Below are 15,481 nucleotides of genomic sequence, written 5' to 3'. Positions count from 1 at the left end.
GGCTCAACGTGGCACACAACGCGGGGGTTTTTCCCCCCCCCCCCCCCCCCCGGGGGGCGGGGGGGGGGGGGGGGGGGGCCGGCCCCGGGGGTGGGGGGGGCCCCCCCCCGGCCCTCTCCCGTGCTCAGGGTCAGATCACCGTGCCGCTCGCCGGTCCGCCGCTCCCCGGCACACCGGCCGACGTGCTCACCGGGGCGCCGCTCGACGCGGGGCCGCTCGCGGAGTCCGAGGTGGACGGACTCGACGACGCGCTGGGCGACGCCGACGGGGACGGTGAGGACGACGTCGACGACGAGGACGAGGGCGTGCCGCTCGGCGACTTCGAGGGCGACTTGGACGGAGATTTCGAGGGCGACTTCGAGGGCGACTTGGACGGCGACCTCGTGGGCCTGCCCGAGGTGTGCGTCCCGCTCGGGCCGGAGGACGGCACACCGCCGGCGGCCGTCGCCGGGGGCGTCGGATCGTCCGAGGTCCCGTACGTGCCGTCGGGTCCCGGGTCGGTGGGCGTGGGCACGGCTCCGGTGGCGGAGTCGTCGCCCTTCTTCGCCTTGTCGGCGCCCAGGCTGTCGTCGCCCTGGCCCTGCGTGACCGACGGGTTGACGCCGACCTTCTCGGACGGGGCGTCGTCGCTGTGCTCCGACGTCGCGCCGAGGGTCACCACCGTGCCGAGGACGGCGACCAGGAGCGCGCCCGCGCCCGCGGCGACCAGGTTGCGCCGGGTGCCGGTGACGAGCCGCCCCGCGACCCCCTGCCGCTTGGCCTCGGGGGTACCGGGACCGGCGGCCAGCACCGTCACCCCGTCGCGGGACGGGTCGACGCGGGAGTAGGCGGCCGGCACGCCGCCGGGAGGCGACATCGACTCCTCGTGGCGCGCGTCGGGCACCTCTTCGCCCGTCGTGGCGGCCCCGTCGGCGACGTACGGGATTCCGGAGCGGTCCGCGACCAGCGCGAGGGCGCGGCGGCCCGCGGTGGTGCCGCGCTTGTCGGCGAGGTCGCCGCGCAGCGCGATGGATCCGTCCAGCTCGGCACGGGACCGGTCCAACTGGCCGGCGCAGAGCGCGAGGATCCCCAACTCGTGGTGGAAATAGGCCTGTTCGGCGATCTCGCCGGACAGCTCGGAGGCCTCGACGCCGAAGCGCAGGGTGCGCTCCCAGGCGTTCCAGTGCAGTCCCGAGGCGAAGGCGGGCGCCGCCGTGCGGGCCAGCTGGACGGCGACGCTCTCGTCCTGCTCGTCCAGCGGGGCGGTGGTGACCGGGACGAGCACGTTGAGGGCGGCGAGCAGCGCGTCGGCCTCGGCGCAGACCCGCTCCGGGGTGACCGAGGGGTGACCGGCCCACCAGGTGTAGTGCTGGGCGGCGGTGAGCGCCCGGTCCTGGAGGGCGTCCGCGTATCCGGAGGCCTCCAGCTGGGTCTGCACCCCGGCGGCCAGCCGGTAGCGGGAGCCGACCGGGGAGACCAGTGCGGAGTCCGCTAGTTCGGCGAGCGCGGCGTCGGCGTGGGTGTCGCCCACGAGCGCGGGCAGGTGCGCCTGGTGGGGCACCTCACCACCGAGCGCGACCGCGAAGCGCAGGGTGGCACGCGCCGACTCGCTGAGCCGCTCCGCGAGCAGCGCGGCGGGCGCGGCGCCCTCGGCGAGGGAGGGCAGCGGCACCTCACGGCCGTCGCCGGTCTCGAACGGCGCGTCGACCGGGGCCTCCTGGAAGACCCCGTAGTCGTCGAAGGCCTCCTCGCCGGCCTGTATCCGGTCGCGCTGCCGCAGCAGGGCGCCGGCCTGCATGAAGCGCAGGGGCAGCCCCTCGGACTCGAACCAGAGGTCGCCCGCCCAGTTCGACTCGTCCTCGGTCAGCACGCGGCCGACGGCGCGCTCCAGCAGTTCGAGGCCGCCGCTGCGGTCGAGGCCGCCGAGGACGACCTCCTCCAGGAGCGCGTCGGCGGACGGTGCCGGGATGTCGGGGGTGGTGGCGATCACGAAGGCGCACTCGGGGGTGGCGTCGAGGAGTTCGTCGAGCGCGCTGCCGCCGATCTCCACGTCGTCGAGGACGACGACCGCGCCTATCTCGTGGACGAGACGGAGCAGTTCCTCGTGGCCGGGGCGGTGCAGGGGGGCTTCGTAGACGGCGCCGAAGAGGTCGTACAGCAGGTCGCTCGCCGTGCGCCGGAAGCCGGAGAGGCGGACGACGCCGTCGGGGGCGAGGTCCGCGCAGTCGTCGGCGACGGCGTCGAGCAGGACGGTCCGGCCCGATCCCGAGGGGCCGGTGAGCCGCACCGAGCGCCCGCGCGCGAGCAGGCGCACGAGCCGCTCCCGCTCCTCCTGGCGTTCCAGGAGGGGCAGCTTGGGCTGGGCCGTGCCGGGCGGTACGGGAGGCTGGGCCGCACGGGCCAGCTCCGCGCGTTCGGCGGCGCCGTGCTTGACGGGGGGCTGCGGCCGCTCGTGCGGCGGGCAGTTCTCGATCTCGCTGCCGTCGACGGGGTTGACCGTGAGCAGGAAGTCGCCGGCGACGACCCGGACCGTGCGCACGGGCACGGGCTTGTGCTGGATCAGGTCGGCGGCCAGCGGGTCGCGCGGCGGGCGCGGGCGAGGCGCCTGGCCGTCGTCGTCATGACCGTACTCTTCGGGTCCCGGGTTGATCGGGTCCATGTTCCAAGCCCCCCAAAAGCGTCGTGTGCCGATGCCCTCCCGGCCTGGCTGCACACCGCTCTGTCGCTTCTGGTCCGGTGCCCGCTCGTAGGGTTTCGGTCGGCGGGCAGCCGAACCCTAAACCTTCGCACAGTATCTACGAACAGGCGGGGTACCGCGCCGTCCGAACCGTCACAGCTTCGTGAGGATTGTGCACGTGGTGCGCGGTGTGCGCCGGTCAGGGCGCGTACGCGGTCGCACACGGAGCCGGTGGCGCGCGCCCGGATCACACCCGGGGCAGGGACTCGACCCCGATACCACCCTCGATCGCCAGGATCCGGTGCAGCCGGGTGGCCACCAAGAGGCGCTGCATCTGTGGTGGTACGTCACGCAGCACGAGCCGTCGTCCGCACCGCCCCGCGCGCCGGTGGGCCCCCATGATGACACCGAGCCCGGTGGCGTCCCAGGAGTCCAGCTCGGACAGGTCCAGCACCAGGTCGCCGGCTCCGTCGTCGACGGCCGAGTGCAGGACCGTACGGGCGTCCGCCGCGCTGCGTACGTCGAGGCGGCCCCCGACGACCAGCTCGGCGTGGTCGCCCCTGATGTACATATGCGCTCCCCGAGAATGGGTCTCGTAACTCCGCGTGGGCCTGTTCCGCTCGTCCGCGTCGCGCGTCCTCGCGTTTGTATGTTGTGCACCCTCTGACTGCCTGAGGGCCGCCAAGGTTGCCGTCTGTAAGCGAACCGATACCGAATTCACCTCATGGGGTGAAACCCGAGAGGCGTGTACGGCGTCCGTGGCGAACGCGGCGACCGGTTCCCCGGCCGCCGCATGATCGTCAGTGCTTGTAGAAGCCCTGCCCGCTCTTGCGCCCGATGTCACCGGCGTCAACCATCCGGCGCATCAGCTCCGGCGGCGCGAACTTCTCGTCCTGGGTCTCGGTGTAGATGTTGCCGGTGGCGTGCAGCAGGATGTCGACGCCCGTGAGGTCGGCGGTGGCCAGCGGCCCCATCGCGTGGCCGAAGCCCAGCCGGCAGGCGAGGTCGATGTCCTCGGCGGTGGCCACGCCCGACTCGTACAGCTTCGTCGCCTCGACGACGAGGGCCGAGATGAGGCGGGTGGTCACGAACCCGGCGACGTCGCGGTTGACGACGATGCAGGTCTTGCCGACCGACTCGCTGAACTCCCGGGCGGTGGCGAGCGTTTCGTCGCTCGTCTTGTAGCCGCGGACCAGTTCGACGAGCTGCATCATCGGCACCGGCGAGAAGAAGTGCACGCCGACGACGCGCTCCGGGCGCTCGGTGGCCGCCGCGATCTTGGTGATCGGGATCGCGGAGGTGTTGGAGGCGAGCACGGTGTCCGGACGGACGATCTTGTCGAGGGCCTGGAAGATCTCGTGCTTGACCTCGAGCTTCTCGAAGACCGCCTCGACGACGATGTCCGAGTCGGCGGCCGCGTCCAGGTCGGTGGTCGCCGTGATGCGGGCGAGCGCCGCCTCCGCGTCCTCGGCCGCCAGCTTGCCCTTGCTCACGAACCGGTCGTACGAGGCCTTGATGCCGTCGAGGCCGCGGTTCAGCGCCTCGTCGGTGACATCGCGCAGAACGACGTCCCAGCCCGCTTGCGCGGAGACCTGGGCGATACCGGACCCCATGAGTCCAGCTCCGATGACGGCGAGCTTCCCAGCCACTCAGACTCCCTTAACACGCTGCTTGTGTATGCCTCTTCGGCGGAGAGTAGCGTTCGGAGGGCGGCGCGAAACCCGTAAGTAACGCGTGTCACGGTCTCAGGGCGTGAGACACCCGTCACGTCCGGTCCCCGGGGCGCGAGGCGGCCCGATCACCTCTGAGCCCGTACGGCGTGGCCGAGAACCTTCGGGCTCAGCAGCTGCTCCAGGTCGTCGAGGAGCACGAGGATCTCGCGCGACCCCTCGTCAGGAGCGCGGCCCGCCTTCGTCTCGCGGGCGACGGCCGCGGTGACGGTCTGCTGCTGTCCGGCCCGATGCTGCCGTCGGCTCTCGCCCCCGGCCGGCTGGACGTCCTCCCGCACCTCATGCCGCTGCGCTACCTGGTGGACGCGGTGCGGGACGCCTGCATCGGCTCGTACGCCACCGCGCACACGCTGTACGGGGCACTGGTGGCCCTCGGCCTCACCGCGCTCGCCGTGACGGTGGGCACACGGGCGTTCCGGACGGCCGGGGCGTAACTAGGCTGACCCCATGGTCAATCTGACGCGCATCTACACCAGGACCGGCGACCAGGGCACCACCGCCCTCGGCGACATGAGCAGGGTCGCCAAGACCGATCTGCGGATCTCGGCGTACGCCGACACCAACGAGGCGAACGCGGTGATCGGTACGGCGATCGCGCTGGGGGGCCTGGAGGCGGAGGTCGTCCAGGTCCTCACCCGCGTCCAGAACGACCTGTTCGACGTGGGCGCGGACCTGTCGACTCCGGTGGTCGAGGACCCGAAGTACCCGCCGCTGCGGGTGGAGCAGTTCTACGTCGACCGGCTCGAGGCGGACTGCGACCTCTTCAACGAACGCCTGGAGAAGCTCCGCTCCTTCATCCTGCCCGGCGGCACCGCCGGAGCGGCCCTCCTCCACCAGGCGTGCACGGTCGTCCGCCGGGCCGAGCGCTCCACCTGGGCGGCGCTGGAGGTCCACGGCGAGGCGATGAACCCGCTCACCGCCACCTACCTCAACCGCCTCTCCGACCTCCTGTTCATCCTGGCGCGCACCGCGAACAAGGACGTGGGCGACGTGCTGTGGGTGCCGGGCGGCGAGCGCTAGGCCGAGCCGGACGTCCGGGGCCGGGCGCCCGGCCCCGGACGGGGTGAGGCGCCCGGGCGGTCGCGGACGGTCCGAGCAGGGCGGGCGGCGTCAGGCGGGCGGGCGGGGCCGCTCCGGTTCGCCCTTCGGGGCCCTCTTCGGCAGGACCAGATACGACAGCGCGATCACCCCGTGGATCGCCACCACCCGCAACGCCGTCCACTGGTACCCGCGCAGCGACTCCGTCGCGCCGTCACCGACGTACCGGACGGCGCCCTGGAGCAGCGCGCAGGCGACCACGGCGGCGAGCACCGTGCGCAGCCAGAGCCGGCCCTCGTGGGCGGCACGGGCCATGCCGTGGCGGGGCGGCCCCGGCGGTCGCGGGCCACCGGCCAGGCGGTGGGCGGCGTGCCCGTCGAGCCACCGGATCGTGAGGTGGCCGTAGGCGACGGTGAAACCGATGTACAGCGCGGCGAGGCCGTGCTCGGGGCCCGGTTCGGCGCCGTTGCGGAGGTCCGCCGCCGTCACCGCGAACAGGACCAGCTCGAGGAGGGGCTCGCCCAGCAGCAGGGCGAGTCCGGTGCGGCGCCACTTCAGCAGGTAGCGGACGGCGAGGCCCGCCGCCAGCAGCACCCAGAAGGCCACCTCGCAGGCGACGATCAGTCCGACGATCACGGTTCGTTCCTCTCGTTCACCGCTCCAGACTCACCGGTCCGGGGGCCCGGCACGTCGTCGGCGAGGACGACCCCCCACTGCATCCTTCGATGCAGTGGCGGGTCACCCGTGACGGTGACGCCCGGCCTCGGCCCGCCGTGTTGGATGGACGCATGGCCCCGCGACTCCCCCGTCCGCACCGCGACGACGTACGCATCGCCGTGGCCGGGCTGCTCGGCGGACTCGGCCTCTGGGCCGCCGGGCTGCACAGCCGCGCCGCGCACGATCCGGTCGTCCGTCTCGACGCGGGCTGGGCGGTCCTCGTCCCGCTGGCCGTCACGGCGGGCTGCGAGGTGCTGCGCCGGGTCCGGCCGCGTACCGCCCTGTTGCTGGGAACTCTGGCCCTGGTGGCGGACCTGCTGACCCGGGGCAATCTCGCCACCCTCGTGATGTACACCGACCTGGTGTACGCGGCGGTCCTCTACGGATCACCGGGCTCGGCCCGGCGGATCCCCTGGATCACCGGGCTGATCACGGTGGTCGCGACGGTGGGGCCGGTCGTCGCCTGGCACCGGCCCGAGGGGCTGCTGATCGGGGTGTTCACCGGCCTCGTGACCTACACCCCCGCCGCCACCGGCTGGATCGTCCGCAACCACCGCGACGCCGCCGACGCCGAGCGGCTGCGCGCCGAGCAGACCGCGCTGCTCGCCGAGATCGACCGCACCCAGGCCGTCACGGCCGAACGCGCCCGCATGGCGCGGGAGTTGCACGACATGGTGGCCAACCACCTGTCGGCGATCGCCATCCACTCGACGGCCGCGCTCTCCCTCGACGACCCGGTGACCTCACGGGACGCCCTCGGCGTCATCCGGGAGAACAGCGTCGAGGGCCTCGCCGAGATGCGGCGGCTGATCGGCATCCTGCGGGACCAGGGCGAGGACCGCCTGCCCGCGGCGGCGCCCACGCTCGACGGTCTCGAAGCCCTTCTGGCGACGGCTCGCGCCAACGGGCTCGACGTCACGCTGGACGCGACGCCCGGGGAACGGCTGCCGGCCCCGGTCGAACTCGCCGCGTACCGGATCGTCCAGGAGTCCCTGACCAACGCCCTCAAGCACGCCGCGCCGGGCCGGGTCACCGTCGCGCTCGCCCGGACCGACGGCTCGCTCAGTGTGCGGATCGCCAGCCCGTACGGCGACCGGGCCGGTCCGCGGGCCCCGGGCTCCGGGGCCGGTCTCGTCGGGATGCGGGAACGGACCGGGCTGCTCGGAGGCACCTTCGAGGCAGGACCCGAGGACTCCCGCGCGGGCCGGACCTGGACCGTACGCGCCGCCCTGCCGTTCACCCGCGGGGCACCCGTCACCGGAGGGGAAGAAGCATGATCCGTGTGCTCGTCGCCGAGGACCAGGCAGCGGTACGCGCCGGGCTGGTCCTGATCCTGCGCAGCGCGCCCGACATCGAGGTGGCCGGCGAGGCCGCGGACGGGGAGCGGGCCGTGGCCCTCGCGCGCGAACTGCGGCCGGACGTCGTGCTGATGGACGTCCAGATGCCGCGCCTGGACGGGGTGTCCGCGACCCGGCAGGTGGTCGCCGAGCGGCTCGCCGACGTCCTCGTGCTGACCACCTTCGACCTCGACGAGTACGTCTTCGGGGCACTGCGCGCGGGCGCCTCGGGCTTCTTGCTGAAGAGCGCCGACGCCCGGGACCTCCTGGAAGCGGTACGGACGGTGGCGCGCGGGGAGGGGATCGTCGCGCCGGCCGTCACACGCAGGGTGATCGCCGCGTTCGCGGCCCGGCCCGGACGGGAGCCGAGCGCCGACCCGGCCGTGCTGGACGCCCTGACCCGGCGTGAGCGGGAGGTCCTTTCCTGCCTGGGTGAGGGGCTGCCGAACGCGGAGATCGCGGTCCGCCTCGACATGGCGGAGGGAACGGTGAAGACGCACGTCAGCCGACTGCTGGGCAAGCTGGAACTCCGGAGCCGGGTACAAGCGGCCGTGCTCGCACAGGAGTTGGGGATCTGAGGGCGACCGGATCCACTGGTCCAGACCTATTGACTCGTGGTCCAGACCTTTCTATTCTCGCCCCACTGCGCTTAGGCATGCCCACGACACCCCCCAGTCGATGGGGCACGGCGCGGGCCGGAGCACGAGCGAGCGCACGCCCCCCACGGGCGGCACGATCGCGACCTCCACCCGCTACGGCGCCCCGGAGCACCAGACCAAAGAGGAGAGGCTTCATGCGCTTCCGGCAGAGAGCCAGACACAGAACCGTCGCGGGGCTCACCACCCTGCTCCTCCCCCTCGCCGCCCTCGTCGGCCTCGCGGGCCCCGCCCAGGCCGCCACCAACGCCACCGCCACGTACGCCAAGACCCAGGACTGGGGCACCGGCTTCGAGGGCAAGTGGACCGTCAAGAACACCGGTACCGCCGCGATCAGCTCGTGGACGATCGAGTGGGACTTCCCCTCCGGCACCTCGGTCACCTCGGCCTGGGACGCGGACGTCACCAGCTCGGGCAACCACTGGACCGCCAAGAACAAGTCCTGGAACGGCAGCCTGGCCGCGGGCGCCTCCGTCTCCTTCGGCTTCAACGGCTCCGGTTCCGGCTCCCCCTCCAACTGCAAGCTGAACGGCGGCAGTTGTGACGGAGGCACCACCGTCCCCGGTGACAGTGCGCCCTCCGCCCCCGGCACGCCCACCGCTTCCTCCGTGGCCAACACCTCGGTGAAGCTCTCCTGGAGCGCGGCCACCGACGACAAGGGCGTCAAGAACTACGACGTCCTGCGCGGCGGCACCAAGGTCGCGACCGTGACGACGACCTCGTACACGGACACCGGCCTCACCGCCGGCACCGACTACTCGTACACCGTCCAGGCCCGTGACACCGCCGACCAGACCGGTCCGGTCAGCGGCGCGGTCGCGGTCCGCACCACCGGCGGCACCACCGACCCGCCGCCCACCGGCAAGGCCGTCAAGCTCGGCTACTTCACCGAGTGGGGCATCTACGGCCGCAACTACAACGTCAAGAACCTGGTGACGTCCGGCTCGGCCGCCAAGATCACGCACATCAACTACGCCTTCGGCAACGTCACCAACGGCCAGTGCGCCATCGGCGACTCCTACGCCGACTACGACAAGGCCTTCACCGCCGACCAGTCGGTCAGCGGCGTGGCCGACACCTGGGACCAGCCGCTGCGCGGCAACTTCAACCAGCTGCGTGAGCTGAAGGCCAAGTACCCGAACATCAAGATCCTCTGGTCCTTCGGCGGCTGGACCTGGTCCGGCGGCTTCGCGCAGGCCGCGGCCAACCCGACCGCGTTCGCCAACTCCTGCTACAGCCTGGTCGAGGACCCGCGCTGGGCCGACGTCTTCGACGGCATCGACATCGACTGGGAGTACCCGAACGCCTGCGGTCTGTCCTGCGACACCAGCGGTGCCGCGGCGTACAAGAACCTCATGGGCGCCCTGCGCGCCAAGTTCGGCACGAACAACCTGGTCACCGCCGCCACCACGGCCGACGGCACCTCGGGCGGAAAGATCGACGCCGCCGACTACGCGGGCGCCGCGCAGTACGTCGACTGGTACAACGTGATGTCGTACGACTTCTTCGGCGCGTTCGCGGCGCAGGGTCCCACCGCCCCGCACTCCCCGCTCACCTCGTACAGCGGCATCCCGACGCCCGGCTTCACCACGGCCGACGCGATCGCGAAGTTCAAGTCGAAGGGCGTGCCCGCGAGCAAGCTGCTCATCGGCATCGGCTTCTACGGCCGCGGCTGGACCGGCGTCACCCAGGCCGCTCCCGGCGGCACGGCGACCGGGCCCGCGGCGGGCACGTACGAGCAGGGCATCGAGGACTACAAGGTCCTCAAGACGAGCTGCCCCTCCAACGGCACCGTCGCCGGCACGGCGTACGCCTTCTGCGGCAACAACTGGTGGTCGTACGACACCCCGGCCACCATCGGCACGAAGATGTCGTGGGCCAAGAACCAGGGTCTCGGCGGCGCCTTCTTCTGGGAGTTCAGCGGGGACACCAGCAACGGTGAACTCGTCAGCGCCATCAACAGCGGCCTGAACTAGTACCGCCGGACCGGACACCGGTCCCCACCGCACCACGAACGAACCGCGGGCAGACCTCAGGGTCTGCCCGCGGTTCTCTGTCGTGGGACCCGGGCCCTGTCGTCACCTTCCCGTCGTCGCCCGGAGGGCGGCCCGCGGCGTCGGGTGCCCGCTCCCGGCGTGCCGGGCGGAAGCCCTCGTACCGGACGCACCCGGGCTTTCGCCCGGTGCGGCGCGTGGGGTGCCCCCTGCCCGCAGAGCTCGGGGGGAGCGTGCGTGGTGTCGCGGGGCAGGCCGGAACGTGACGACAGGACCTAGGCGACGTTCACCCTCTGGCCGGGCGGAGCCGCCTCCAGCCAGGCGAGGAATCCGGTCAGGGCGTCCTCACTCATCGCCAGCTCGAGGCGCGTCCCGCGATGCAGGCAGGCGAGGACGATCGCGTCGGAGAGCAGCGCGAGCTCCTCCTCGCCGTCCGCGGCGCGGCGGCCCGCCACCTCGATCGCCGAGCGTTCGAGGACGCGGCGCGGGCGGGGGGCGTACGAGAAGACGCGGTACCACTCGACGCGGTCACCGTTGTAGCGGGCGACCCCGTAGCTCCAGCCCTTGCCGCTGGTGTCGCCCTTCTCGGGGACGTCCCAGCGCAGGCTGCAGTCGAACGTCCCGCCGGAACGCTGGATGAGCCGGCGGCGGAGGCCGAAGACGAACAGCCCCACCACCACAAGGGCCACTACCACTCCGCACACAGTCAGAGCGAGGACCATCGACACCGACCTCCTCGTCTCCTAGGTAACGGAAAAGAAAAAACTTCCGGATTTGCCTCAGCCGCGGCCAGGGCCGGAGTGATCCGGTCCCAGCCGCGGCTGAGGCAAAGCTTCACACAGTGCTCCCCCAGCGCCTAAAGGGCTGGGGTCGCACCGAGGGTCAGCGCGTCGACACCGCACGCAGACGGACGTCCGCGCGGCGCTCGGCGGACGCGTCGGCGTCCGACTTCGCGCGCTCGAGCGCTCGCTCCGCACGCTGGACATCGATCTCGTCCGACAGCTCGGCGATCTCGGCCAGAAGTGACAGCTTGTTGTCGGCGAATGAGATGAAACCGCCGTGCACCGCGGCGATGACCGTTTCACCTTCACTCGTACGGATGGTCACCGGGCCCGACTCCAGCACACCGAGAAGCGGCTGGTGACCGGGCATGACGCCGATGTCGCCGGACGTGGTACGCGCGACGACCAGGGTGGCCTCGCCGGACCAGACGTTACGGTCCGCGGCGACGAGCTCGACGTGCAGCTCAGCAGCCAAGGTGGGCTCCTCGGGTCACCACCCGGCGTTGCTGCCGGGTGTTGGGTCAAAGTCTAGTAGGCGTACGGAGGGGGGACGGACCGCACCCCGCGAGGCGCGGCCCCGCCCCCCTCACTCAAGAACACGAGGTTCAGGAGACGCCGAGCTCCTTGGCGTTGGCCTTGAGGTCCTCAATGCCACCGCAGAGGAAGAACGCCTGCTCCGGGAAGTGGTCGTACTCGCCGTCGATGATCGCGTTGAAGGCCACGATCGACTCGTCCAGCGGGACGTCCGACCCGTCGACGCCGGTGAACTGCTTGGCGACGTGGGTGTTCTGGGACAGGAAGCGCTCCACGCGACGGGCACGGTGGACGGTGAGCTTGTCCTCCTCGCCCAGCTCGTCGATACCGAGGATCGCGATGATGTCCTGAAGGTCCTTGTACTTCTGAAGAACCGACTTGACGCGCATCGCGGCCGCGTAGTGGTCCGCCGCGATGTAGCGGGGGTCCAGGATGCGGGACGTGGAGTCCAGCGGGTCCACGGCCGGGTAGATGCCCTTCTCCGAGATCGGACGGGAGAGAACCGTCGTCGCGTCGAGGTGGGCGAACGTGGTGGCCGGGGCCGGGTCGGTCAGGTCGTCCGCGGGGACGTAGATCGCCTGCATCGAGGTGATCGAGTGACCGCGGGTCGAGGTGATGCGCTCCTGGAGGAGACCCATCTCGTCGGCCAGGTTCGGCTGGTAACCCACCGCGGAGGGCATACGGCCGAGCAGGGTCGAGACCTCGGAACCGGCCTGCGTGAAGCGGAAGATGTTGTCGATGAAGAACAGCACGTCCTGCTTCTGCACATCGCGGAAGTACTCCGCCATGGTCAGACCCGCGAGGGCCACGCGCAGACGGGTGCCCGGGGGCTCGTCCATCTGGCCGAAGACAAGGGCGGTCTTGTCGATGACGCCCGACTCCGCCATCTCCTCGATGAGGTCGTTGCCCTCACGCGTGCGCTCGCCGACACCGGCGAACACGGAGACACCGTCGTGGTTGTTGGCGACGCGGTAGATCATCTCCTGGATGAGCACCGTCTTGCCGACACCGGCACCACCGAACAGACCGATCTTTCCACCCTTGACGTACGGGGTGAGGAGGTCGATGACCTTGACGCCGGTCTCGAACATCTCGGTCTTCGACTCGAGCTCGTCGAAGCGCGGGGCCTTGCGGTGGATGGACCAGCGCTCGCCCGAGTACTTCTCGTCGCTGTTCAGCACCTCACCGAGGGTGTTGAACACCTTGCCCTTGGTGAAGTCACCGACCGGGACGGAGATGCCCGTTCCGGTGTCGGTGACCGCGGCCTGGCGGACCAGACCGTCGGTGGGCTGCATGGAGATCGTACGGACCAGGCCGTCACCCAGGTGCTGGGCGACTTCCAGGGTCAGCGTCTTCAGCTCGCCGGCGTTGGCCGGGTCGGCCACCTCGACGTGAAGGGCGTTGTAGATCTCCGGCATCGCGTCGACGGGGAACTCCACGTCGACGACCGGGCCGATGACCCGGGCGACGCGGCCCGTGGCAACGGCCGTCTCAGAAGTCGTCGTCATTACTTGTCACTCCCCGCGGTCGCGTCGGCAAGGGCTGCGGAGCCACCGACGATCTCGCTGATTTCCTGGGTGATTTCGGCCTGGCGGGCCGCATTGGCAAGACGGGAGAGAGAGGTGATCAGGTCTCCCGCGTTGTCGGTCGCCGACTTCATCGCGCGGCGCGTGGCGGCGTGCTTGGAAGCAGCCGACTGGAGCAGCGCGTTGTAGATACGGCTCTCGACGTAGCGCGGCAGAAGGGCGTCAAGGACGTCCTCCGCCGACGGCTCGAACTCGTACAGCGGAAGGATCTCGCCCTTGGGCGCCTCCTCCGCCACCTCTTCGAGGCGAAGCGGCAGCAGCCGGCCGTCGATGGCCGTCTGCGTCATCATCGAGACGAACTCGGTGTAGACGATGTGGAGTTCGTCCACGCCGCCGTCCGCCGTCTCCTTCTCGATGGCCTCGATGAGCGGACCCGCGACCTTCTTCGCGTCCGCGTACGTGGGCTCGTCGGTGAAGCCCGACCACGACTCCGCGACCTTGCGCTCGCGGAAGTTGTAGTGGGCCAGACCGCGGCGGCCGACGATGTACGTGTCGACCGTCTTGCCCTCGGCCTCGAGACGGGCGGTCAGCAGCTCCGCCGCCTTGATGGCGTTGGAGTTGAAGGCGCCGGCCAGTCCGCGGTCGCTCGTGAGGAGCAGCACCGCGGAACGGGTCGCCGTCTCCGCCTCCGTCGTCAGCGGGTGCTTGGTGTTCGAGCCGGTGCCGACCGCCGTGACCGCGCGGGTGAGCTCGGTCGCGTACGGCGCGGAGGCCGCCACCTTGCGCTGCGCCTTGACGACGCGCGAGGCGGCGATCATCTCCATCGCCTTGGTGATCTTCTTGGTCGCGGTGACGGATCGGATGCGACGCTTGTAGACCCGGAGCTGGGCTCCCATGAGTCAGGTCCCTTCCTTACGTCACTTGGCAGCGGCCGGAGCGTCCTCGCCGAGAAGCTTCCCGTCCGAGGTCTCGAACTGCTTCTTGAAGTCGACGATGGCGTCCGCGACGGCGGTGAGCGTGTCGTCCGACATCTTGCCGCCCTCCTTGATGGAGGTCATGAGGCCCTGCTCCTTGCGGTGCAGGTACTCCAGGAGCTCCTTCTCGAAGCGGCGGATGTCGGCGACCGGTACGTCGTCCATCTTGCCGGTGGTCGCGGACCACACGGAGACGACCTGGTCCTCGGTCGGCATCGGCTGGTACTGAGCCTGCTTGAGCAGCTCGACCAGACGCTGACCGCGCTCCAGCTGCGCCTTCGACGCGGCGTCCAGGTCGGAACCGAAGGCGGCGAACGCCTCCAGCTCGCGGTACTGGGCCAGGTCGAGGCGAAGACGGCCGGAGACCTGCTTCATCGCCTTGTGCTGGGCGGAGCCACCGACGCGGGAGACCGAGATACCGACGTTCAGGGCCGGACGCTGACCGGCGTTGAACAGGTCGGACTCAAGGAAGCACTGGCCGTCGGTGATGGAGATGACGTTGGTCGGGATGAACGCCGACACGTCGTTCGCCTTGGTCTCGACGATCGGCAGACCCGTCATCGAACCGGCGCCCAGGTCGTCGGAGAGCTTCGCGCAGCGCTCCAGCAGACGGGAGTGCAGGTAGAAGACGTCACCGGGGTAGGCCTCGCGCCCCGGCGGACGGCGGAGCAGCAGGGACACGGCGCGGTAGGCGTCGGCCTGCTTCGAGAGGTCGTCGAAGATGATGAGGACGTGCTTGCCCTCGTACATCCACTGCTGACCGATGGCCGAACCGGTGTACGGCGCCAGGTACTTGAAGCCGGCCGGGTCGGACGCCGGGGCGGCGACGATGGTCGTGTACTCCAGCGCGCCGGCCTCTTCGAGGGCGCCACGCACGGAGGCGATGGTCGAGCCCTTCTGACCGATGGCGACGTAGATGCAGCGGACCTGCTTCTTGGTGTCGCCCGAGCGCCAGTTGTCGCGCTGGTTGATGATCGTGTCGACGGCCAGCGCGGTCTTGCCGGTCTGACGGTCGCCGATGACCAGCTGACGCTGGCCACGGCCGATCGGGGTCATCGCGTCGACGGCCTTGTAGCCCGTCTCCATCGGCTCGTGCACCGACTTGCGGACCATGACGCCCGGGGCCTGCAGCTCGAGGGCGCGGCGGCCGGACGTCTCGATCTCGCCGAGGCCGTCGATCGGGTTGCCGAGCGGGTCGACGACGCGGCCGAGGTAGCCCTCGCCCACCGCGACGGACAGGACCTCACCGGTGCGCTGCACCGGCTGGCCCTCCTCGATTCCACTGAACTCGCCGAGGACGACCGCACCGATCTCGCGCTCTTCCAGGTTCAGCGCGAGGCCGAGGGTTCCGTCCTCGAACTTCAGCAGTTCGTTGGCCATGGCCGAGGGAAGACCCTCGATCTTGGCGATACCGTCGCCGGCGACGGTGACCGTACCGACCTCCTCGCGCGAGGCCGCGTCCGGCTGGTACGACTGGACAAAGTTCTCCAGTGCGTCCCGGATCTCCTCCGGCCGGATCGTGAGCTCCGCCATCTGG

13 protein-coding genes and 1 pseudogene are annotated in these 15,481 nt (G+C 70.9%); 5 read left to right on the top strand and 9 right to left on the bottom strand.

Features of this window, described 5'->3' with window-relative positions; genetic code table 11:
• Positions 1-130: 130 nt before the first annotated feature.
• From ACFYW7_RS23665 to ACFYW7_RS23655, 3 genes are all read right to left on the bottom strand, one after another.
• Entirely contained in the window at positions 131-2,638 is a 2,508-nt protein-coding gene (locus ACFYW7_RS23665; RefSeq protein ID WP_389505450.1) for an ATP-binding protein, read from the bottom strand.
• A gap of 265 nt (positions 2,639-2,903) precedes the next feature.
• On the bottom strand, positions 2,904-3,227 hold the full coding sequence (locus ACFYW7_RS23660; RefSeq protein WP_020136551.1) for an STAS domain-containing protein: 324 nt from the start codon (positions 3,225-3,227) through the stop codon (positions 2,904-2,906).
• A 229-nt stretch (positions 3,228-3,456) separates the two neighbouring features.
• Positions 3,457-4,305, bottom strand: a complete 849-nt coding sequence (locus ACFYW7_RS23655) for a 3-hydroxyacyl-CoA dehydrogenase family protein (RefSeq protein WP_389505447.1) — start codon at positions 4,303-4,305, stop codon at positions 3,457-3,459.
• Positions 4,306-4,598: 293 nt separating this feature from the next.
• On the opposite strand from ACFYW7_RS23655, the pseudogene ACFYW7_RS23650 reads away from it, so the two are divergent.
• Positions 4,599-4,820: pseudogene (locus ACFYW7_RS23650) on the top strand (ABC transporter permease); the annotation flags it as partial.
• 13 nt (positions 4,821-4,833) lie between these two features.
• Entirely contained in the window at positions 4,834-5,406 is a 573-nt protein-coding gene (locus ACFYW7_RS23645) for a cob(I)yrinic acid a,c-diamide adenosyltransferase (protein WP_389505445.1), read from the top strand.
• 90 nt (positions 5,407-5,496) lie between these two features.
• Here ACFYW7_RS23645 and ACFYW7_RS23640 read toward each other — a convergent pair whose 3' ends face one another.
• A complete protein-coding gene (locus ACFYW7_RS23640; protein WP_389505443.1) occupies positions 5,497-6,060 on the bottom strand; it encodes a hypothetical protein in 564 nt (187 codons plus the stop codon).
• Positions 6,061-6,212: 152 nt separating this feature from the next.
• On the opposite strand from ACFYW7_RS23640, the gene ACFYW7_RS23635 reads away from it, so the two are divergent.
• From ACFYW7_RS23635 to ACFYW7_RS23625, 3 genes are all read left to right on the top strand, one after another.
• Positions 6,213-7,418 carry a sensor histidine kinase gene (locus ACFYW7_RS23635; protein ID WP_389505441.1) on the top strand — a complete coding sequence of 402 codons (1,206 nt, stop codon included), beginning with the start codon at positions 6,213-6,215 and terminating at the stop codon, positions 7,416-7,418.
• Entirely contained in the window at positions 7,415-8,056 is a 642-nt protein-coding gene (locus ACFYW7_RS23630) for a response regulator (protein ID WP_389505438.1), read from the top strand. The genes ACFYW7_RS23635 and ACFYW7_RS23630 overlap by 4 nt, the downstream gene beginning before the upstream one ends.
• A 215-nt stretch (positions 8,057-8,271) precedes the next feature.
• The gene (locus ACFYW7_RS23625; protein ID WP_389505436.1) at positions 8,272-10,110 is read left to right on the top strand and encodes a glycosyl hydrolase family 18 protein; all 1,839 of its coding nucleotides are present in this window, start codon (positions 8,272-8,274) and stop codon (positions 10,108-10,110) included.
• A gap of 293 nt (positions 10,111-10,403) precedes the next feature.
• Here ACFYW7_RS23625 and ACFYW7_RS23620 read toward each other — a convergent pair whose 3' ends face one another.
• From ACFYW7_RS23620 to atpA, 5 genes are all read right to left on the bottom strand, one after another.
• Positions 10,404-10,850: a DUF2550 domain-containing protein gene (locus tag ACFYW7_RS23620; protein WP_389505434.1), complete on the bottom strand. Its 447-nt coding sequence runs from the start codon at positions 10,848-10,850 to the stop codon at positions 10,404-10,406.
• 160 nt (positions 10,851-11,010) lie between these two features.
• On the bottom strand, positions 11,011-11,385 hold the full coding sequence (locus ACFYW7_RS23615; protein WP_389505432.1) for a F0F1 ATP synthase subunit epsilon: 375 nt from the start codon (positions 11,383-11,385) through the stop codon (positions 11,011-11,013).
• Between the two features lie 130 nt (positions 11,386-11,515).
• Positions 11,516-12,952 carry a F0F1 ATP synthase subunit beta gene (atpD, locus tag ACFYW7_RS23610; protein WP_389505430.1) on the bottom strand — a complete coding sequence of 479 codons (1,437 nt, stop codon included), beginning with the start codon at positions 12,950-12,952 and terminating at the stop codon, positions 11,516-11,518.
• The gene (locus ACFYW7_RS23605) at positions 12,952-13,866 is read right to left on the bottom strand and encodes a F0F1 ATP synthase subunit gamma (RefSeq protein ID WP_389505428.1); all 915 of its coding nucleotides are present in this window, start codon (positions 13,864-13,866) and stop codon (positions 12,952-12,954) included. The genes atpD and ACFYW7_RS23605 overlap by 1 nt, the downstream gene beginning before the upstream one ends.
• A gap of 21 nt (positions 13,867-13,887) precedes the next feature.
• Positions 13,888-15,477: a F0F1 ATP synthase subunit alpha gene (gene atpA, locus ACFYW7_RS23600; protein ID WP_389505426.1), complete on the bottom strand. Its 1,590-nt coding sequence runs from the start codon at positions 15,475-15,477 to the stop codon at positions 13,888-13,890.
• Between the last annotated feature and the right edge of the window lie 4 nt (positions 15,478-15,481).

Origin of the sequence: Streptomyces sp. NPDC002580 (assembly GCF_042889485.1) — a bacterium.
GTDB lineage: Bacteria > Actinomycetota > Actinomycetes > Streptomycetales > Streptomycetaceae > Streptomyces.
This window is presented reverse-complemented; position numbering and strand designations above follow the sequence as displayed.

What these genes read in the sequence shown, in the direction of transcription:
- ACFYW7_RS23645 (WP_389505445.1), top strand. Translation starts at nt 4,834, where the DNA reads ATGGTCAATCTGACGCGCATCTACACCAGGACCGGCGACCAGGGCACC.
- ACFYW7_RS23665 (WP_389505450.1), bottom strand. Translation starts at nt 2,638, where the DNA reads ATGGACCCGATCAACCCGGGACCCGAAGAGTACGGTCATGACGACGAC.
- ACFYW7_RS23635 (WP_389505441.1), top strand. Translation starts at nt 6,213, where the DNA reads ATGGCCCCGCGACTCCCCCGTCCGCACCGCGACGACGTACGCATCGCC.
- atpD (WP_389505430.1), bottom strand. Translation starts at nt 12,952, where the DNA reads ATGACGACGACTTCTGAGACGGCCGTTGCCACGGGCCGCGTCGCCCGG.
- ACFYW7_RS23605 (WP_389505428.1), bottom strand. Translation starts at nt 13,866, where the DNA reads ATGGGAGCCCAGCTCCGGGTCTACAAGCGTCGCATCCGATCCGTCACC.
- ACFYW7_RS23625 (WP_389505436.1), top strand. Translation starts at nt 8,272, where the DNA reads ATGCGCTTCCGGCAGAGAGCCAGACACAGAACCGTCGCGGGGCTCACC.
- ACFYW7_RS23620 (WP_389505434.1), bottom strand. Translation starts at nt 10,850, where the DNA reads ATGGTCCTCGCTCTGACTGTGTGCGGAGTGGTAGTGGCCCTTGTGGTG.
- ACFYW7_RS23660 (WP_020136551.1), bottom strand. Translation starts at nt 3,227, where the DNA reads ATGTACATCAGGGGCGACCACGCCGAGCTGGTCGTCGGGGGCCGCCTC.
- atpA (WP_389505426.1), bottom strand. Translation starts at nt 15,477, where the DNA reads ATGGCGGAGCTCACGATCCGGCCGGAGGAGATCCGGGACGCACTGGAG.
- ACFYW7_RS23630 (WP_389505438.1), top strand. Translation starts at nt 7,415, where the DNA reads ATGATCCGTGTGCTCGTCGCCGAGGACCAGGCAGCGGTACGCGCCGGG.